Source organism: Pseudarthrobacter xylosi, from assembly GCF_055412765.1.
The window spans coordinates 37,835-55,096 of sequence record NZ_JBVAYT010000004.1 but is presented as its reverse complement, the minus strand read 5'-3'; the positions used below and the strand labels follow the sequence as shown (position 1 = coordinate 55,096).

At 66.2% G+C, this 17,262-nt stretch carries 21 protein-coding genes; 10 read left to right on the top strand and 11 right to left on the bottom strand.

Features of this window, described 5'->3' with window-relative positions:
• Window positions 1-6: 6 nt before the first annotated feature.
• The 7 genes from ACZY1F_RS10305 to asd all read left to right on the top strand — a co-directional run bounded on the left by ACZY1F_RS10305 (window position 7) and on the right by asd (window position 6,042).
• A complete protein-coding gene (locus ACZY1F_RS10305) occupies window positions 7-975 on the top strand; it encodes an NUDIX hydrolase (protein WP_463941634.1) in 969 nt (322 codons plus the stop codon).
• 96 nt (window positions 976-1,071) lie between these two features.
• Complete coding sequence (locus ACZY1F_RS10300; RefSeq protein ID WP_463941633.1) at window positions 1,072-2,730, top strand: hypothetical protein; 1,659 nt, start codon at window positions 1,072-1,074, stop codon at window positions 2,728-2,730.
• Window positions 2,727-3,116 (top strand): GntR family transcriptional regulator, encoded by a 390-nt coding sequence (locus ACZY1F_RS10295; RefSeq protein ID WP_463941632.1) that lies wholly within the window; start codon window positions 2,727-2,729, stop codon window positions 3,114-3,116. Before ACZY1F_RS10300 ends, ACZY1F_RS10295 begins: the two co-directional genes overlap by 4 nt.
• Before the next feature lie 85 nt (window positions 3,117-3,201).
• Window positions 3,202-4,005, top strand: coding sequence for a thymidylate synthase (locus ACZY1F_RS10290; RefSeq protein WP_463941631.1), 804 nt, complete (start codon window positions 3,202-3,204; stop codon window positions 4,003-4,005).
• The gene (locus ACZY1F_RS10285; RefSeq protein ID WP_463941630.1) at window positions 4,002-4,586 is read left to right on the top strand and encodes a dihydrofolate reductase; all 585 of its coding nucleotides are present in this window, start codon (window positions 4,002-4,004) and stop codon (window positions 4,584-4,586) included. The genes ACZY1F_RS10290 and ACZY1F_RS10285 overlap by 4 nt, the downstream gene beginning before the upstream one ends.
• Before the next feature lies 1 nt (window position 4,587).
• Window positions 4,588-4,806: an NF038396 family protein gene (locus ACZY1F_RS10280; protein ID WP_463941629.1), complete on the top strand. Its 219-nt coding sequence runs from the start codon at window positions 4,588-4,590 to the stop codon at window positions 4,804-4,806.
• A gap of 93 nt (window positions 4,807-4,899) precedes the next feature.
• Window positions 4,900-6,042 carry an aspartate-semialdehyde dehydrogenase gene (gene asd / locus ACZY1F_RS10275; protein WP_463941628.1) on the top strand — a complete coding sequence of 381 codons (1,143 nt, stop codon included), beginning with the start codon at window positions 4,900-4,902 and terminating at the stop codon, window positions 6,040-6,042.
• 92 nt (window positions 6,043-6,134) lie between these two features.
• Here asd and ACZY1F_RS10270 read toward each other — a convergent pair whose 3' ends face one another.
• Window positions 6,135-7,232, bottom strand: coding sequence for a winged helix DNA-binding domain-containing protein (locus ACZY1F_RS10270; RefSeq protein WP_463941627.1), 1,098 nt, complete (start codon window positions 7,230-7,232; stop codon window positions 6,135-6,137).
• A 37-nt stretch (window positions 7,233-7,269) separates the two neighbouring features.
• On the opposite strand from ACZY1F_RS10270, the gene ACZY1F_RS10265 reads away from it, so the two are divergent.
• The gene (locus ACZY1F_RS10265; protein WP_463941626.1) at window positions 7,270-7,785 is read left to right on the top strand and encodes a hypothetical protein; all 516 of its coding nucleotides are present in this window, start codon (window positions 7,270-7,272) and stop codon (window positions 7,783-7,785) included.
• Here ACZY1F_RS10265 and ACZY1F_RS10260 read toward each other — a convergent pair.
• The 3 genes from ACZY1F_RS10260 to ACZY1F_RS10250 form a co-directional block, all read right to left on the bottom strand.
• Window positions 7,766-8,833, bottom strand: coding sequence for a UDP-N-acetylmuramate dehydrogenase (locus ACZY1F_RS10260; protein WP_463941625.1), 1,068 nt, complete (start codon window positions 8,831-8,833; stop codon window positions 7,766-7,768). The two genes, ACZY1F_RS10265 and ACZY1F_RS10260, sit on opposite strands and share 20 nt — an antisense overlap.
• Before the next feature lie 109 nt (window positions 8,834-8,942).
• Window positions 8,943-9,380 carry a MaoC family dehydratase gene (locus tag ACZY1F_RS10255; RefSeq protein WP_463941624.1) on the bottom strand — a complete coding sequence of 146 codons (438 nt, stop codon included), beginning with the start codon at window positions 9,378-9,380 and terminating at the stop codon, window positions 8,943-8,945.
• Window positions 9,381-9,382: 2 nt separating this feature from the next.
• Entirely contained in the window at window positions 9,383-9,847 is a 465-nt protein-coding gene (locus ACZY1F_RS10250; RefSeq protein ID WP_463941623.1) for an FAS1-like dehydratase domain-containing protein, read from the bottom strand.
• A gap of 102 nt (window positions 9,848-9,949) precedes the next feature.
• Here ACZY1F_RS10250 and ACZY1F_RS10245 point away from each other — a divergent pair, with 102 nt between their 5' ends.
• The gene (locus ACZY1F_RS10245) at window positions 9,950-10,327 is read left to right on the top strand and encodes an ArsR/SmtB family transcription factor (protein WP_463941622.1); all 378 of its coding nucleotides are present in this window, start codon (window positions 9,950-9,952) and stop codon (window positions 10,325-10,327) included.
• Entirely contained in the window at window positions 10,324-11,985 is a 1,662-nt protein-coding gene (locus ACZY1F_RS10240) for a SulP family inorganic anion transporter (protein WP_463941621.1), read from the top strand. The genes ACZY1F_RS10245 and ACZY1F_RS10240 overlap by 4 nt, the downstream gene beginning before the upstream one ends.
• Here the strand turns inward: ACZY1F_RS10240 and ACZY1F_RS10235 are convergent.
• The 7 genes from ACZY1F_RS10235 to ACZY1F_RS10205 form a co-directional block, all read right to left on the bottom strand.
• The gene (locus ACZY1F_RS10235; RefSeq protein WP_463941620.1) at window positions 11,975-12,199 is read right to left on the bottom strand and encodes a DUF3188 domain-containing protein; all 225 of its coding nucleotides are present in this window, start codon (window positions 12,197-12,199) and stop codon (window positions 11,975-11,977) included. The genes ACZY1F_RS10240 and ACZY1F_RS10235 overlap by 11 nt on opposite strands.
• A gap of 22 nt (window positions 12,200-12,221) precedes the next feature.
• The gene (locus ACZY1F_RS10230) at window positions 12,222-13,163 is read right to left on the bottom strand and encodes a DUF2797 domain-containing protein (RefSeq protein WP_463941619.1); all 942 of its coding nucleotides are present in this window, start codon (window positions 13,161-13,163) and stop codon (window positions 12,222-12,224) included.
• Window positions 13,164-13,196: 33 nt separating this feature from the next.
• Complete coding sequence (locus ACZY1F_RS10225; RefSeq protein WP_463941618.1) at window positions 13,197-14,060, bottom strand: HpcH/HpaI aldolase/citrate lyase family protein; 864 nt, start codon at window positions 14,058-14,060, stop codon at window positions 13,197-13,199.
• Between the two features lie 139 nt (window positions 14,061-14,199).
• Window positions 14,200-14,622, bottom strand: coding sequence for an arsenate-mycothiol transferase ArsC (locus ACZY1F_RS10220; RefSeq protein WP_463941617.1), 423 nt, complete (start codon window positions 14,620-14,622; stop codon window positions 14,200-14,202).
• The gene (locus ACZY1F_RS10215; protein ID WP_463941616.1) at window positions 14,619-16,049 is read right to left on the bottom strand and encodes an FAD-dependent oxidoreductase; all 1,431 of its coding nucleotides are present in this window, start codon (window positions 16,047-16,049) and stop codon (window positions 14,619-14,621) included. The genes ACZY1F_RS10220 and ACZY1F_RS10215 overlap by 4 nt, the downstream gene beginning before the upstream one ends.
• Window positions 16,049-16,471 carry an arsenate reductase ArsC gene (locus ACZY1F_RS10210; RefSeq protein ID WP_463941615.1) on the bottom strand — a complete coding sequence of 141 codons (423 nt, stop codon included), beginning with the start codon at window positions 16,469-16,471 and terminating at the stop codon, window positions 16,049-16,051. Before ACZY1F_RS10210 ends, ACZY1F_RS10215 begins: the two co-directional genes overlap by 1 nt.
• Window positions 16,472-16,557: 86 nt before the next feature.
• Window positions 16,558-17,232 (bottom strand): arsenate reductase/protein-tyrosine-phosphatase family protein, encoded by a 675-nt coding sequence (locus ACZY1F_RS10205; RefSeq protein WP_463941614.1) that lies wholly within the window; start codon window positions 17,230-17,232, stop codon window positions 16,558-16,560.
• Window positions 17,233-17,262: the final 30 nt, after the last annotated feature.

Below are 17,262 nucleotides of genomic sequence, written 5' to 3'. Positions count from 1 at the left end.
ACGGCGTTGGCGAGCGACATCCTCGTAGCAGACCAAACAGACCATCCCGGCGAGGCAGTTGCCGTCGTCGCGGCCGGAGCGCTGCCCTGGCGGATCAACTCGGATGGTCTTGAAGTCCTGCTGATCCACCGTCCGCGGTATGACGACTGGTCCTGGCCCAAGGGCAAGCTCGACCCCGGCGAGACCATTCCCGAATGCGCGGCGCGTGAGGTGCAGGAGGAGATCGGACTTGCCGCGCCCCTGGGCATCCCGCTGCCGCCCATCCACTACCACGTGGCGTCCGGGCTGAAGGTGGTCCACTACTGGGCGGTCCATGTCATCGGTGCCCGCCTCGTTCCTGACGGCAAGGAAGTGGACCGTGTGGTCTGGTGCGCCCCTGAAACGGCCGCCGGTCTGCTGACAAACCCGACCGACGTCGTTCCCTTGGAGTATCTGCGGGCCGCGCATGACCGAGGTGACCTCAACACGTGGCCGCTGATTGTGGTGCGGCACGCAAAGGCCAAGCCTCGCTCGTCCTGGTCCAAAGCCGAGGGTGAACGGCCACTGGCCGCGACGGGAATCAGGCAGGCGCAGGCCGTGGGCCGGCTGCTGCAGGCCTGGAAGCCGCCGCGCGTGGTGACGAGTCCCTGGCAGCGCTGCGTGTCAACGGTGGCGCCGTACTTGAGGGCGACCGGGGCCAAGGTCAAACTGGTGGAGGCGCTGACAGAACATAAGCACGCCCGGACGCCCAAAAAAACCGCTGCCATCATCGAGTCGCTCCTGGAGAAGGCACAGCCCGTCGCCATCTGCACGCACCGACCTGCACTGCCCACAGTTTTGGGCCAGCTGGGCAAGCACATGCCGGGCCGTATGCGCGCGCTCCTGCCGGACTCCGACCCTTACCTTTCCCCTGGCGAGATGGTGGTGTGCCACGTGGCCGTCGGCAACAAGCAGCGCATCGTGGCCGTGGAGCAGTTCAAGCCCTTCGACGACTGAGGTTTCAGCGCCCCGCCGCCAGGCCCTCTCCCTGTTGACCCGAAGATCTTTGTATCAAATACTTAGTACATTGATGCGCAAAATCTGGGGGATGATGTGCCTGGCGTCGACGGTTTCGAAATCGCAGTCCACACTGTGCCGCCCATGGCCCTGCTGTGGCCATTCCTGTTGGCCGCTGGCCTGTACCTGCTGCTGCGGTGGGTGATCAGGGCCCCGGGCGGCGGGACCAACGCTGTGACGGTTTCCCAGCATTCGTTGTGGATCGGTGTGATCGGGTGGTTGGCGAGCTCCCTGCAGGCCGCCGGTACTGCCGGCATCCTTCCCGCCGGGAGCACCTCTCCCCCTCTGGCCACGCCAACAAGCATCCTCGGAGCCCTGGCGTGGCCGGTCCTGGGCTGCCTCGCTGTCCATGCCGTGGGGCAGCTGAGCTATCCCGGACCCCGGCTCCCCCGCAGGCTGGCCTCGTTGGAGGTCCGCCGTGTCCGGGACTTCTTGCCGCGCGCCCTCACCTGGACGGTGGTGGCGGTCTTCGCGGGCGCAGCTGTCCATCTTGGCTGGGTGGCCACCCTGCCCGGCTATGAAGCCGTTCCATTTACCGGCCAGGAGGACGGGAACCAAGGCTTCAGCCGGGCCGGCGGGGACGGCCGTATCCAAGGTTCGGTCCTGGCTGCCTGTCTCGGCGCCGGCTGGCTGGTGCTGGCCCTGGGCACCGTCCTGGTGCTGACACTCATCAGCCGCCGGCGGCAGCTTGAGGCCCTGGATTCGGTGGAGAACGATCTGCTGCGGACCATCGCCATGAACAGGCTCCTGCGAACTGTCGCAACCATAGCCGCGGGGCTCGCCGCGGTGGCGGGAAACTTCGCTGCACGGCCCGATCCTTCCGCCGGCGTCAGCGGCTGGACCAACCCGGCCGGATTCGCGGCGTTCGTGGTACTCCTGGCCATGTGGGCGTGGGCGCCGCCCAAGCTGCCCAGCACGGACGAGGGAGGCGCCGGCACAGGGGTGGCGAAATCTGCGGCCGCCGCACATCCGGCAACCCGTCTCGTTGCGTCCCTTGGGCCAGCCATGGGGCTGGCCCCGCTGATCGCCGCCGCGCTGGGATTCTTTCTTCTGGGTGCCAATCTTCCGGGGCAGCCGGTGATACTGGTTGCGCTGATGGCGGCAACCGTGCTGGTGGTGGCAGCGGCAGGAGAGCTCCTGCTGCAACGCAACTATGGCTCCACCGGAGCGCCCAGGACTTGGCCGCGGCAGGCGGTGAGCCCGACCTTACTCACCACGGCGATCGTCGCCGTCGTACTCTTCGCCGCGATCACCGCGCTGACTGCTGCCGGTGAGTCGAAACTTCACGACGCCGGGCTCGGAGCATCCCGGGGCTGGGTGATCGCAGGGATCGCGACAGCGGCGGTCGCGGCCATCGCAAGCCTGCCGGTTGTTGCGGCCCGGCGGCGTCGCAGCATTTCCAGCCGCATCACCGGCTTGGACGCCGCCCTGCGGGCCATCACGGTGCATCGAGTGGTGCGCACGATCGCCGCCTGCTGCACAGCCCAGAGCGGCCTTCTGTTGATGACGGCAAGCCAGGCCTGGCCGCCGCTGCTGGGTCTGCCGGCCGCAACCTGGTCCGCCGCCTGGCAGCCGGGAGTCAATGCAGGGGCGCTGCTCGCGGCCGCCGGAGTGGTGATCGCCGTTATCCCGGTCAAGGGGTTTGCCCGCACTCCAGCTGCCCCGGCCAGGTCCCTGCCGGAACGGGTACCGTGAACGCCGGCATCTCCGTGGACCTGCGCTCGGCCACGCCGCCGTATGAGCAAATCCGCTCGCAGATCAGCTCCCTGATTGCCACCGGATCACTCACCGCCGGAAGCCGGCTGCCCACCGTCCGCAACCTGGCGGCCGATCTGGGCATCGCCGCCGGAACGGTGGGCCGCGCCTACAAAGAACTTGAGGCTGCCGGACTCATTGAATCCCGACGGCGGAACGGCACCGTCGTAGCGCAGCCGGCACCGGGCGGCGCCAGCCAGGCAGGCAGGCCGGTGCCCGAAGCGGTGACTGCCGCCGTCGACCTTTTGGTCAATGCCGGGCGCGACGCGCGGCTCACCGATGAGCTCCTGCTGGATCTGGTCCGCGGCAAGCTGAGGAAGGGCTGATCCGATGCGCGGCTGGCGGTCAACGCTGAGGCCAGCCGCGGGACCATTGCGGGGTCGGCAGGGCTTGGCCCGGTAGACTTTAGCCGTGAGCATCCCGACGCCTTATGAAGACCTCCTCCGCGATGTCCTGGCCCATGGCACGCACAAATCCGACCGCACGGGCACCGGAACCACCAGTGTTTTCGGCCGTCAACTGCGCTTTGACCTTGGCCGGAGCTTCCCGCTGATCACCACCAAACGCGTGCATTTCAAGTCCGTGGCGGTGGAGCTGTTGTGGTTCCTGCGCGGCGAATCGAACGTGAAATGGATGCAGGACCAGGGCGTGAGCATCTGGAATGAGTGGGCTGACGCGGAAGGCGAACTGGGTCCCGTGTACGGCGTCCAGTGGCGCAGCTGGCCCACCCCCGACGGCGGCCATATTGACCAGATCGCCGAGCTCGTGCAGAACCTCAAAACCAACCCGGATTCACGCCGGCACATCGTGTCCGCGTGGAACGTCTCTGAGCTCAAGGACATGGCGCTGCCTCCGTGCCACGCGTTCTTCCAGTTCTATGTGGCTGACGGCAAATTGTCCTGCCAGCTCTACCAGCGCTCGGCGGACATGTTCCTGGGCGTGCCGTTCAACATCGCCTCCTACGCCTTGCTAACCTGCATGATTGCGCAGCAGGTGGGGCTGGAGCCCGGCGAGTTTGTATGGACAGGTGGCGACGTCCACATCTACGAGAACCACATGGACCAAGTCCTGAAGCAGCTGGACCGGGAACCGTATGAATACCCGCAGCTGTTGATCACGCGGAAGCCGGCCTCGATCTTCGACTACACGCTCGAGGACTTCGAGGTGGTGGGTTACCGGCACCACCCCACGATCAAGGCCCCGATCGCCGTATGAGCACCGGGAACGCAGCTGACCCCCAGTCCTTCGCGCAGGAGCTTGCCGGTTCCGTGACCGGCGTCGGCCTGGTGTGGGCGCAAACGTCCGGCGGCGTGATCGGCAAAAACGGCGACATGCCCTGGCACCTGCCCGAAGACCTGAAGCACTTCAACCGCCTCACCATGGGGCACCCTGTGATCATGGGGCGCAAGACGTGGCTCTCCTTCCCGGACAAGTACCGCCCCCTGCCGGGCCGGACGAACCTTGTGATCACGCGGCAGAAAAACTGGGGCGATTCGCCTGAGGCGGAGGGCGCTGTCGTGGTCCCTTCCCTGGATGATGCCCTCCTCGAGTCTCAGTTCGTCGACGGCGGCGAGACAGTGTGGATCCTGGGCGGCGGCGAAGTCTTCCGGCAGTCCACCGAACTGGCCAACGTTGCCGTGGTCACCACCATCGATATGGAGGCCGACGGCGATACTTTCGCTCCCGAGCTCGATGAGACCTGGGAGGCGGCCGCGTCCGTCCCGCCGGATGGGTGGCTGACGGCAGCCAACGGAACGCGCTACAGGTTTACCAAATGGATTAGGACGCAGGGCTGAGATGCTGAAGAAACCGGAAACACTGTTCGTACTGGGATACATGCTCCTGCCGCTGCTCGCGCTGCTGTCTGCGATCGTTGGCCTGACCATGATCCTGGGCGGGAACAAGATCGCCGGGGCCATCATCCTGGTGGTGGTCACGCAGGTGTTCGCCTTCGGCGCCTTCTACGCGTTGCGGCTCCGCAAAGCTGCGGTGCTGGAGGAAACCAAACGCGGCTGACTTTCCGGCGGCCGTCCGGCGGCGTGCGTTTGTCCCTCACGGCAGTGACGTAACCGACTGCGCCCTGCCCGTTCCGGCGTCTAAACTGTTCGAATGACTACAGCAGCTACCCCCTCCGTCGGCCTGGTCGGATGGCGCGGCATGGTCGGCTCCGTCCTGATGCAGCGAATGCAGGACGAGGGCGACTTCGCCAACATCAACCCGGTGTTCTTCTCCACGTCCAACGCGGGAGGTGCCGCCCCGGCTTTTGCCGGAGCTGCCGCCGGCACGGCCGGCAAGCTAGAGGACGCGTTCGACGTCGACACGCTGGCTAAGCTGCCCATTATTGTCACCGCCCAAGGCGGGGACTACACCAAGCGCGTGCACACCGAGCTGCGCAGCCGTGGCTGGGACGGCCTCTGGATCGACGCCGCCTCCACGCTGCGCATGAACGACGACTCGATCATCGTGCTGGACCCGATCAACCGCGACGTCATCGACAAAGGCCTGGTCAACGGGACCAAGGACTTCATCGGCGGCAACTGTACTGTTTCCTGCATGCTCATGGGCCTCGGCGGGCTGTTCAAGAAGGGCCTCGTCGAATGGGGCACGTCCATGACCTACCAGGCTGCCTCCGGCGGCGGCGCCCGGCACATGCGCGAACTGCTCAGCCAGTTCGGCACACTCAACGCCGAGGTCAGCTCCGAACTGGACGACCCGGCGTCGGCCATCCTGGAGATTGACCGCAAGGTCCTGGCCCACCAGCGCACCGACATCGACGCCACCCAGTTCGGCGTGCCGCTGGCAGGTTCCCTCATCCCGTGGATCGACGCGGACCTGGGCAACGGCCAGTCCAAGGAAGAGTGGAAGGCCGGGGTTGAGACCAACAAGATCCTGGGCACGTCGGACGAAAACCGGATCATCATGGACGGCCTGTGCATCCGGATCGGCGCGATGCGTTCGCACTCGCAGGCGCTGACGCTCAAGCTCCGCGAGGACCTCTCCGTGGCCGAGATCGAGAAGCTCCTCGCCGAGGACAACGAGTGGGCCAAGGTCATCCCGAACACCAAGGAAGACTCCATGGCAGGCCTGACCCCCGTGGCCGCATCCGGCACGCTGGACATCCCCGTGGGCCGCATCCGCAAGATGGAAATGGGCCCGGAATACATCAGCGCCTTCACCGTGGGTGACCAGCTGCTCTGGGGCGCCGCCGAGCCGCTGCGCCGTATGCTCAACATCGCCACCGGGTACCTGTAACTCCCCTCCGCCAAGACAGCAACGCGGGGTCACTTACGGCCCATTCCGCACCCGCGGAAGGGCCGTAAGTGACCCCGCGTTGCTGTGTGATGTCACGTGTTGAGGAACTCGAGGTACTGTTCGGCGGCCTTGCTGAACGCCACCTGCGCAGCGGGCCCGAGTTGCTTGGCGTCGTCAAAGAGTTCAGGCACGACGGCGGCGCTGCGGCTGGTGCCGGCCCGCGCCCATGTGCCGATCACTTCTCCCCCGGCCACAACAGTCTTCTTGAACACTCCGTTGCCGCCAGGGACGATCTTGTTGGCGTGCTCCGGCTCCAATACGAGACTGCGGTCCTGGTAGCCCAGCAGAATCTCGTCGAAGCCCGGCAGCAAAAGGACTGACCGCGGTCCGGGCACACCGTCGTCGAGCATTGACGCAGTCTCCGGTGACATCCAATAGCTGGCACCCCCGAATTCCAGCTCCACCAGTTGCCCGCTGACCAGCTCAAACGCCGCCCGCACGTCGGTCAGCGGAATCTGCGTCCACCACGCGAAGTCGCGGACGGTAGCAGGGCCGTGGCTGCGGAAGTAACGCAGCATGAACTCGGCGATCGCTTCCTGCTGTTCAAGGTCCCGCGACACCGGGATCCAGTCAGCGAACGCCACCAGCAGCTGCTGATTCCCGGCCAATGGTCCTTGAACCAGCCAGGCGTGCCGGCACAACGTCCCCAGGATGTGGATCCCGCGCTGGCCGGTGGTGGGCTGCCCGGCCGCTTCAAACACCTTGAAGACTTCGACCCGGCTCAGGGGACCTCCGGCCGCGATCCGTTCCAGGGCCACGTCGCGGCATTTCTCGATGTCCGCCCACGTGATGTCCAGTTCCCGGTGCCGGCCGGCGACGCTGCGGCTCAGCCGTTCAGTGGTGAGACCCAGCATCCAGCGCAGATCCTCCGGAGCCACGAAGTGCAGCGTGCCGCGCATCGGCCAGGACCGGACCACAGTGCCGCTGTGCAGTGCAGCGCGCACGTCAGTCAACCCTGCGCCCGGAACTCGGAGTCCGATGGCCCAGAGCGCTGCCTGCAGGTCCTGAGCCTGGGTGGCCGTCATCCAGCGAACCGCGTCCTCTGCTGTGCCAAGTCCGGGGCCAAGCAATCCTTGAGAGGCCAGCCGGAGCCTGCCCAGCTCCTTGCGGTTTACGCGGTTCGCTGCCATGTCCTCATCGTAGAACCTGGACCGTTAGGGTAGGAGCATGACTTTGGGGAGTTTGTGGCACTTGTTCGCGCGCGGAACACAGATATGGCTGGTGGCAGGGAGCTTTTCGGTCCTGGCCGGCGTGGCCATCGGCCTGGCCCCGGCCATGGGTTTCCTGCCCGCAGGAAGCGGCGCCGAGGCACCCCTGGAACTCTTATTGCCCTCCCTGTTCCTGTCGCTGGGCGGAGGGTACGCCGTACTGTTTCCCGGCATCCGGGTGGGCCGCGGCCGGGTCCGCATCCTGCGCGATTGGAAGCTCTATCCCGTCAGCGGCCGGCTGCTCTGGATCTTCGCCCAGGCCACCGCCGTGATCGGTTTGGTAGCCTGCGTCCTCGCTGCCGCTACGAACCCGGCGCTTCCGGGACTCATGGTCTGGCTGTTTATGGGTCCATATTTGGCGCTCACTGGCTGGGCCGCCGCCCTGCTGGGCATGGCCGCGAACGTCCGGCTGATGGGCGCCGTTGACGGGCGCCTGCCACTCAAGCTGGCTGACGCTAGAGAGCCAGCCCAATGAGCAGCGGTTCCGGATGCAGTTCAATGCCAAAGCGTTCGACGACGCCGGCGCGCACCTCGCGCGCGATGGCCAGCATGTCCTTTGCGCTGGCGGAGCCGCGGTTGGTGATGGCCAGCGTGTGCTTCGTTGACAGTGCGGCCCGCCCACCGGAGGCGCTGTCCTCCTCCAGGCCATAGCCCTTGCCGAACCCTGCCTGGTCGATCAGCCACGCGGCGGACAGCTTCACCAGCCCGTCCGCTCCGGCGGGGTACTGCGGTGCGGACTCGGGCAGCGTTGCCGCCACGTCCACGGGGACTATCGGGTTGGTGAAGAAGGAACCGGTGGAATAGGTGTCCCTGTCGGCCGGGTCCAGCACCATACCCTTGGAGGCACGCAACCGCAGGACTTCCCGGCGGACATCGTTGGAGTACGCCCGCTTACCGGCCTGGACGCCCAGTGAGCGGGCCAGTTCGGCGTAGCGGATGGGCGCGCTCATCCGGCCCAGGGGCAGCTGGAATTCCACGGTCAGCACCACGTAGCGGGGTGAGCCCTCGTCAGTGGTCTGTTTGAGGATGGAGTCGCGGTAGCCGAACTTCAACTCGGAGTTGGTGAAGGTCTGGACCGAGTTCCGGCTCCGGTCCCAGGTCCGCACCGCCGCGATGGTCTGGGAGACGTCAGATCCATAGGCTCCGACGTTCTGCACGGGCGTGGCGCCGGTGGCTCCCGGGATGCCGGAGAGTGCTTCAAGGCCTGACCAGGCATGCAGTACAGAGTGTTCCACCAGCGCGTCCCAGTTGTGGCCGGCCTGGACCACCACCGCCACGCCGCCGCAGGAATCCTCGGCGTTGACGGTGAACCCTTGCGAGGCGATCCTGACCACGGTACCGGGGAATCCGTCGTCGGAAATCAGGAGGTTGGAGCCGCCGCCGATGATGAGGACCTGTTCGCCGGCAGCGTCAGCTATGCGGACGGCCTCGATGATCTCAGCCTCGGTTCTGGCCTCAATATACTTGCCGGCGGGGCCTCCGACGGCGGCCGTGGTCAGGGCAGAAAGCAAGGTGGAAGTCACCTATCCACCCTAACTTAGGGGAAGGCCAGGCAACCTTTCCGGCCACCGGCAAGGGCAGGAAAGGTGGCCACCAGCATCACCATCACGGCCGGCAGCAACGGTCAAAGGATCATGAAAGCCTGACGACGGCCTGGGCCTTCACCAGAACTTTCTGACCCGCGGCAACCACGGTGAGGTCAATGCGGGCGGTGCCGGCATCGGCGTCGAGCTTTCCAATGGTGCCGCTGACCTCGATAGTGGCCCCGGGCTCCGTGGTTCCGGTGGTGTCCGTGACCAGGACCGGCTTGGTGAAGCGGGTCTGGAAATCGACGACGGCGGCGGGGTCGCCTGCCCAGTCGGTCACCAGCTGCACGGCGGCACCCATGGTGAACATGCCGTGCGCGATGACGCCGGGCAGTTCCACGCCGGTGGCGAAGGCTTCGTTCCAGTGGATGGGGTTGAAGTCGCCGGACGCGCCGGCGTACTTGACCAGGTCAGTGCGGGTGACCTCGATGGTGCGGCTGCCGATGTCCTGCCCGGCGCTGAGTTCGTGGAAGCTGGGGCTCATGGTTACTGTCCCTCTCCGCGGACCAGAATGGATGACGTGGTGGTGGCGACTGCCTCGCGCGACCCGTTGCCGTCGGTCAGGGCGAAAATTTCCTGGCGGGTGGTGATCATGGCCCCGCCGCCCATGGCACGGACACCGTCAACGTGCAGTTCGGCAACCAGGCGGTCGCCGGCAAAGATGGGGCGGTGGTGGATGAAGCGCTGGTCGGCATGGACCACCCGGGAGAAGTCGATGCCGGCATCCGGATCCTCGATCAGCTGGGCATCGGCACGCTGGGCGATGATGATGGCGAACGTGGGTGGGGCCACCAGGTCCTGGTGCCCCAGGGCCTTGGCGGACTCGACGTCGAAATGGGCTGGGTGCGTGGCCTTGACCGCGCGGGCGAACTCGCGGATCTTCTCGCGGCCAACGTCGTAAACCTCTGCGGCGGGGTAGCTGCGGCCCTGCAGGTCCGGATTGATAGTCATGGGTTCAAGCCTATCGTTTGCCAGGCGTCGGGGAGGGTCTTGCATCACCTTGATATGATGAATTCATCATTCCATCAAGTGGTTCATCCAGGAGCGCCGCCCATGTTGTCCCCCGCCCAGGCTCCGCTCTACGAGATCAAAGCCAACCTGTTCAAGGCCCTTGCCCACCCGGCACGGATCCGGATCCTGGAACTGTTGGCTGCGGCTCCGGAGAACACAGCGGCTGTGAGCTACCTGCTTGCAGAAACCGGGCTTGAGGCCTCCCACCTCTCCCAGCACCTGGCCACCCTGCGCAAGCACAAAGTGGTCACGTCGGTGCGGACCGCCAACTCCGTGACCTACCGGCTGGCACATCCGAAGATCGCCGAATTACTCACCATCTCCCGGGTCTTCCTCCTCGACAGCCTGGCCGACTCCAACGAACAGCTCAGACTCGCGCAGGGGCTGCCCAACGAGCATCTGAATAGTTCAAATTCATGAGTGCCGCCTTGGCGCACCTCAGCCGGCTCCTACCGTCCCGCCGTGACTACGACGGCCTGCGCTCGTCCTGGAAAACGGATCTGCTGGCCGGCATCACCGTGGGGATTGTGGCCCTGCCGCTGGCCCTGGCATTCGGAGTAAGTTCGGGCGTCGGCGCCGAAGCCGGACTCATCACCGCCGTCGTGGCCGGCCTGGTGGCTGCGGTCATGGGCGGCTCGCATGTCCAAGTCTCCGGCCCCACCGGCGCGATGGTCGTGGTGCTGGCACCGGTGGTCGCTACGCACGGCGTCGGCAGCATCGCTTTGGTCTCCCTGATCGCAGGGCTGCTCGTGGCCATCCTCGGCATCAGCGGGCTGGGCCGGGCGGTTGCCTTCATCCCGTGGCCGGTGGTGGAGGGCTTCACGCTCGGGATCGCCGCGATCATCTTCCTGCAGCAGGTCCCCATGGCCACCGGCACCGCGGGGATACCGGGCCACAACACCCTGCTGGCCGCCTTCGAGAGCGCCTCCCAGGCCACCTTGCCCGCGGTTCTTCAAACGCTCGGCGTCGTGGTGGGCGTAGCCGCCGTGATGCTCCTGCTCCCAAAGCTGAACAAAGCCCTGCCCGCGAGCCTGATCGCAGTACTGCTGGCCACCGTGGCGGCCGAGCTGCTGCAGCTGGACATTCCACGGATCGGCGCCCTGCCCCATTCCCTGTCCGCACCGTCGATGCCGTCCATTGATCCGGCAGCGCTGGGCGGGCTGCTCATGCCCGCGGTGTCTATCGCGACACTTGCCGCAATCGAGTCCCTGCTCTCGGCACGCGTGGCAGCCGGCATGGTTGGCCCTGACGGGAGGCCCTCGGGGGCTTACAGTCCGGACCGGGAACTTATGGGCCAGGGACTCGCCTCCGTGGCAGCGGGGTTCTTCGGGGGCATGCCGGCCACGGGCGCCATCGCCCGGACCGCGGTCAACGTACGCTCCGGCGCGAAGACCCGGCTCTCCGCGATTGTTCACGCGCTGGTGCTGCTGGCCATCATCTACCTGGCGGCCGGCCTCGTAGGGAAGATCCCGCTGGCGGTCCTGGCCGGGATCCTGATGGTCACGGCGACCCGCATGGTTTCGCGGCACACAGTTACCGCCATCATTCGCTCCACCCGAGCCGACGCCTTCGTGTTCGTCCTCACCGCACTTATTACCGTGGCCTTCGACCTGATCGTGGCCATCGAGATCGGGCTTGTCGCCGCGGCCCTCTTCACGCTGCGGAAGTTCGCCACGCTCAGCAGCGTCAAGCGTGAAGAGATTCCGGGACCGCGTAAGGAGGGGGACGGACACATCGCGGTCTTCACGCTGGACGGGGCCATGTTCTTCGGCGCCGCGGAACGCGTCCTGCAGGAAATCAGCCAGGTCCGGGACATCCAGGTGGCAATAATCCGGCTGTCCCAGGTGCGGATGCTGGATGCCACCGGAGCCCACATGCTGGTGGAGGTGATCTCAGCGCTGGAACTGCGCGGCGTGACAGTCCTGCTGAAGGGCCTTCAGCCGCAACACCTCGAGCTTGTGACCAATGTCGGCGTCATCCGCTCGCTACGGCATCATAAGCACCTGTTCACGTCCCTGCCCGAGGCTGTGGAGCATGCCCGCAGCCACGTAGTCCGGAACGCGGCCGCTAACGCTTGAGGTTCTTCCGGATGCTCTGGCCCCGCACCACAATCCCGGCGATGTGCAGGAGGAGGCCGAGACCGATGACGGCAAGGGACGCCATGGCGAGGCCCTGGTTTCCGGAGGTGTTGCCGATCAGGTTCAGGATGATCCCGACGCCGATGAGGCCCATGGCGCCGAACACCAGGACTTTGTACGAGGTGGGCGCTGACTCCCAGAATTCTTTGAGCACCGTGACAGTCTACCGAGCAGGTTCAGAACAGCGATTCCTGCACGGCCGGCACCTCCGAGTCGAAGTCCCCCAGAACGATGGTCCGAGCGGTCAGACGGCCAAGGTTCACCACAAACGCCGCCTCCGTTCCGGCCAGGCTGGCGAGGGCGTTGGTCCCGCTCAGCGCGGTGATCCCGAAGCCGTGCTTTCCCTGCTCCAATGGATGGGGGTAGGCGTGGCGCGCCGTTGGGGAACAGAGCCCTGCCGCCTGCGCCGGCCGCACCCACAGTTCGTCCACAATGCTGAAACCTTCGACGGCGGCCTGGCCCAGCAGCGCGCGGACCGCGGCCGCATGCCGCTCATTCATGGAGTCCACCGCAGCCGCGGGCAACGGGCCCGCGAGGGCTTCGGCCTTCGCGGCGGAGCGCACCTGCTGCGCCAGCCCGGCCTCGCGAGTCACCATGTCCTCAAGGAGCCGCACCACCCGGCCGTCCTCCGCCCTGGCAACGTACCGCGCCACCACCGCTCCCTGTTCCGCGAGCCGGTTCCATTTCCTCAGGTGGGACGCTGTGCCCACCTTGCTCGCCCCGCCGGCGAACGTGGCCACGTAAAGCCAGTGATCCTGCAGAAGGTACGTGCGCAGCCCGTCCGGAACGCGGCCGCCCCGGTGGAAATCATGGATGAGGCGGGAATCGTCCAGCACAAAACAGCGTTCGCACTGCTTGCCCTTCACAGCCGGGGCGCTGGCCGGGCACAGGATGTGGTCGCGGCTCCTGGCTGAGTGGACCTTATAGTGCCCCAGGCAGAACCTGCCGTGATCGGCCACCGCAAAACCGAGCCTGGCGCCGGGCACGAGGCTGACCTCGTGGAGATCCCCTGAAGATAACTGGAGGCGCAGAACCGGGGTGCCGCCGTCGTGCCCTGCCGTCTGCGCCGGGGCGCCATCCCAAAAGACCCCGTGAACCAGATAGCGGGTATCGGGCACGGGGTCTCCTGTGTTTTGCGTAAACGGGTGGCGCTACAGCGCCGGCTGCACGCCGAACGCTACGGCGAGCTTCATGATCTTTTCGGCGCGGCCCAGGCGGGGCAGGTCCGAGCCGTCGCGGATGACGCGGCCGTTGGCCTCGAAGTCGGACATAAAGTCCGTGGCCCAGGCGACGTCCGACGGCCTGGGGCTAATGACCTCGTTGATGACGTTGGTCTGGTCGATGGCCAGGCACAGCTTGCCGGTCATGCCCATCATCACGGTGATACCGGTCTGCTCGCGCAGGATGGGGTGGTTGGTGCCGACCGTGGGGCCGTCGATGGGGCCCGGGAGGTTGCCGACGCGGCTGGCAACCACCAGCTTCGCGCGCGGGTAGGCCATGGCCTCCGCGGTGGCGGCCATGCCGGTGTCGCGGCGGAAGTCGCCGGAACCGAAGGCCAGGCGGAACGCACCCTGGGCTTTGGCAATGTTGTTGGCTTCTTCGATGCCGAGCGCCGATTCCACCAGCGGGATGACGGGCGTCTTGCCGTCCATCCGGTGGAAGCTTTCGGTCACCTGGTCTGCTGATTCGGTCTTCGCGAGCATCACGCCGAGCAGCCCCGGAGTACCGCGAAGCCCTGCAAGGTCATCGGCCCAGAACGGGCTGGTGGCATCGTTGATGCGGACCCAGGCCTGGCCGCCGCCGCTGAGCCAGTCAATCACGTGTCCGCGTGCCTCGTCCTTTTGCGACGGGTCCACGGCGTCCTCAATGTCCAGGATGATCGAGTCCGCGCGCGAAACAGCCGACTGGTCAAAAAGGTCGGTTTTCATCGCGTTGACCAGAAGCCACGAACGGGCGATTTCTGCTGGGATGTTGCGCTTGGGGCGTAGGGTCTCGGTGGCGGTGGGTGACGTCATGCTACTACCGTATCTGCCCGGGCACCGCCAGCGCTAAGCAAAAGTGCCGGACGTGCCGAACAATACAGATGCGACAGGCCAGCGGCGGTGGTCGAGCCTGTCGAGACCCAGGTTTCGCTCCCCACGAGGTCGGGCCGGCTCAGTTCCCTGTGAGTTCCCCATAGAGCTTCCGGACGCGGGTGTTGATGTCGTCGCGGACGAGGCGCATACGTTCCTTGCCTTCGATGCCCCGGGTGGAAGGTTCGTCGGTTTCCCAGATTTCGAAGCGGGTGCCATCGCGGGGTTCAAGTTTGGCTTCGGTGCCCAGCACGATGACCACGTCGGCGGCATCAAGCACCTCGTCAGTGACGGGCTTGGGGTGCTCCCCCGAAATGTCGATGCCTAGTTCGTTCAGGGAGTCCACGGCCTCTTTGTTCAGGCAGCTGCCCGGCTTGGTGCCCGCCGAGTGAACGGTGACGCCGTCCCCGGCGAGGTCCCGCATGAGACCGGCCGCCAGTTGGGACTTGCCGCCGTTCTTGCTGCACACGAACAGGACGCGGGGAGTCTTGGTGGTTTCGGTCATGAGTTGCTGGCTTCTTTCTGTTCTGCGGAACGGCCGTGGACCAGCCCCGTGGGAAATCCAACGAGGACCGGTTCCGGTGCGGCGCAACAGCCGCCCTCGGCCGAGCCCTCGCGGTCCGCTGTTGAGGCCGCGGGGACGTCGCAGCTGGTGCCGCCGTCGGTGGAGCATACCCCGGTTTCGGGCAGTTCCAGGTGGACAGTGTCCGCCGCGGCTTGGTCGCCGGCGAGGGCCGCGGCGACGGACCTGACCTGTTCGTAGCCAGTGGCCAGCAGGAAGGTCGGGGCACGGCCATAGGACTTCATGCCGACGATGTAGAAGTCTTTCTCCGGGTGGGCGAGCAGCTTGGCGCCGTGCGGCTGGACGGTGCCGCAGGAGTGGAATTCGGGGTCAATCAGCGGGCCCAGCTCGACGGGTGCTTCGACGGCGGGGTCAAGATTGAGCCGGAGTTCACGCAGGATGTCCAGATCCGGCCGGAAGCCCGTGCAGGGGATGATGATGTCCGCCTCCAGGGTGCGTCCGTCGACAGCCTCGACGCTCAGGTGCGTGTCCAGGGTCTTCAGCGAGGAGATGCCGAAGCCGGTGTGCAGTTCGATGGTTCCGGCTTCAACGAGTCGGCGGAGCCGGGATCCGAGCTGGCCGCGGGCGGGCAGTCCGTCGGCATCACCCCCGCCGTAGACCTTCTCCGCCGAAGCTCCGCGCACGGCCCACAGGATGATGGTTCCGGGTTCGTCCTTGGCGAGGTCTGCCAGATTGATCAGGGTGTTCGCGGCCGAGTGGCCGGCGCCGACCACAAGCACCCGGTGGTCCGCGAAGGAGGCGCGGTCCCGTCCCGTGACGTCCGGCAGCGGAGAGGAGATCCGCGCCGCGGCTGTGTCCTCGCCGATGGCGGGCAGGCCGGAAGTTCCCAGCGGGTTGCGGGTGGACCAGGTGCCGGATGCGTCGATGACGGCTGCCACGGTGTGGTCGCGGATTTCGCCGCCGCCGTGTTCGACCCGGACGATGAAGGGCGCGGCGTCGCGGTCCCGGACGTGGGTTTTGTCCATGCCCTGGCGTGTCACTGCGAGGACCCGTGCACTGGTCTGGAGCCGGGAGGATATCTCCGGTGTCGCGGCCAGCGGGGCGAGGTAGTGATCGATCAGCTCCCCGCCGTAAGGGAGCGCCGTCAGGCGAGGGGTCTCCCAGCCGGTGCGTTCCAGCAAACGCACGGCCGCGGCGTCGAGGTTGAACCGCCAGGGTGAGAACAGCCGGATGTGGCGCCACTGCTCAATGGCGGATCCCGCCGTCGGGCCGGCCTCGAAGATCAGCGGCTCGAGGCCTCGTTCGAGCAGGTGGGCCGCCGTGGCCAGTCCGATGGGGCCGGCGCCGATGACTGCGACGGGGAGGTTCTTCAATGAGCCCTTGCCGCCGTCAGGTTCTGTCGTTTCCATCAGATGTTCGCCGGCGTCAGGGACTCGATGAGTCCTTCGATGCGGGTCTTGATCTCGTCTCGAATGGGGCGGACAGATTCGACACCCTGGCCGGCCGGATCCTCCAGGACCCAGTCTTCGTAGCGCTTCCCGGGGAAGTACGGGCATTCATCACCGCAGCCCATGGTGATCACGACGTCGGACTCCTTGACGGCCTCCGTGGTGAGGACCTTGGGGATCTCGGCAGACATGTCGATGCCAAGCTCCGCCATGGCCTCGACGGCGGCCGGGTTGACCTTGTCGGCAGGCTGGGAACCGGCGGAGCGGACCTCGATCCCGCCCTTGGAGAGCGTGGTGAGGAAGGCTGCGGCCATCTGCGAACGCCCGGCGTTGTGGACGCAGACGAACAGGACGGAGGGCTTCTTGGCGGTTTCGGTGCTCACGTGATTCTCCCTGAAACATTGATATGCGTCGATGTATGCAGTATCAGACAATAGATTGATGATTGTCAATATTTGGCGTGGTGTGCTTAGGCTGCGTGCAGGCGGGGTGCGAGGTCGCCGACGCGCCGGGCGATGTCAGCGAAGGCGTCCTCGAAGGCGTCCTCCGTGTTCAGCCTCAGGGGATCCGGAACGGACCAGTGGATCCCTCCCAGATTGGAGAGTTCCTCATGGGCGTTGTCGCACACGGTGACAATGAAGTCTTCACCGCTCGCCACCGAGTCCAGCCGGCGCGGGGCAAGGTCTGCCAGAGCAACGCCGTGGCGGCTGGCGACATGAATGGCCCCTGGGGCTATGTGGTCCGCAGGATGGGTGCCCGCCGACGTGGAGGGAATCTCACTGAGCTGACTCCAGAGTGCGGCAGCCAGCTGGGACCTGGCGCTGTTCCGGGTGCAGATAAAAAGGATGCGGCGGGCTCCGTGTTCGCGCCCGGGAGCCAGACCTTCCAGCGCCCCGGCGGCGAGCTGGATATAGCTGCGGCGCCTGTCCGCCTCTGAACGGTGGCGGGTCGCCAGACCCGCTCCTTCCAGTGTGCGCAGATGATGGGACAGCAGGTTCGACGGCATCCCGAGCTCGGCCTGCAGTTCCGTGGGGGAAAGATCCCCCAGGGTCAACAGGTCCACGATGCGCAGCCGCGCGGGATCCGCCAGGGCCGCATGCTTGGCGACCCGCGCCCGAAAGACTTCAACTGGGTCAGTATTCATTGGTTCAATTTTGACTGAGTTAATTTCTTG

What these genes read in the sequence shown, in the direction of transcription:
- ACZY1F_RS10285 (WP_463941630.1), top strand. Translation starts at nt 4,002, where the DNA reads ATGAGCACCGGGAACGCAGCTGACCCCCAGTCCTTCGCGCAGGAGCTT.
- ACZY1F_RS10280 (WP_463941629.1), top strand. Translation starts at nt 4,588, where the DNA reads ATGCTGAAGAAACCGGAAACACTGTTCGTACTGGGATACATGCTCCTG.
- asd (WP_463941628.1), top strand. Translation starts at nt 4,900, where the DNA reads ATGACTACAGCAGCTACCCCCTCCGTCGGCCTGGTCGGATGGCGCGGC.
- ACZY1F_RS10270 (WP_463941627.1), bottom strand. Translation starts at nt 7,232, where the DNA reads ATGGCAGCGAACCGCGTAAACCGCAAGGAGCTGGGCAGGCTCCGGCTG.
- ACZY1F_RS10265 (WP_463941626.1), top strand. Translation starts at nt 7,270, where the DNA reads ATGACTTTGGGGAGTTTGTGGCACTTGTTCGCGCGCGGAACACAGATA.
- ACZY1F_RS10255 (WP_463941624.1), bottom strand. Translation starts at nt 9,380, where the DNA reads ATGAGCCCCAGCTTCCACGAACTCAGCGCCGGGCAGGACATCGGCAGC.
- ACZY1F_RS10250 (WP_463941623.1), bottom strand. Translation starts at nt 9,847, where the DNA reads ATGACTATCAATCCGGACCTGCAGGGCCGCAGCTACCCCGCCGCAGAG.
- ACZY1F_RS10245 (WP_463941622.1), top strand. Translation starts at nt 9,950, where the DNA reads ATGTTGTCCCCCGCCCAGGCTCCGCTCTACGAGATCAAAGCCAACCTG.
- ACZY1F_RS10240 (WP_463941621.1), top strand. Translation starts at nt 10,324, where the DNA reads ATGAGTGCCGCCTTGGCGCACCTCAGCCGGCTCCTACCGTCCCGCCGT.
- ACZY1F_RS10225 (WP_463941618.1), bottom strand. Translation starts at nt 14,060, where the DNA reads ATGACGTCACCCACCGCCACCGAGACCCTACGCCCCAAGCGCAACATC.
- ACZY1F_RS10220 (WP_463941617.1), bottom strand. Translation starts at nt 14,622, where the DNA reads ATGACCGAAACCACCAAGACTCCCCGCGTCCTGTTCGTGTGCAGCAAG.
- ACZY1F_RS10215 (WP_463941616.1), bottom strand. Translation starts at nt 16,049, where the DNA reads ATGGAAACGACAGAACCTGACGGCGGCAAGGGCTCATTGAAGAACCTC.
- ACZY1F_RS10205 (WP_463941614.1), bottom strand. Translation starts at nt 17,232, where the DNA reads ATGAATACTGACCCAGTTGAAGTCTTTCGGGCGCGGGTCGCCAAGCAT.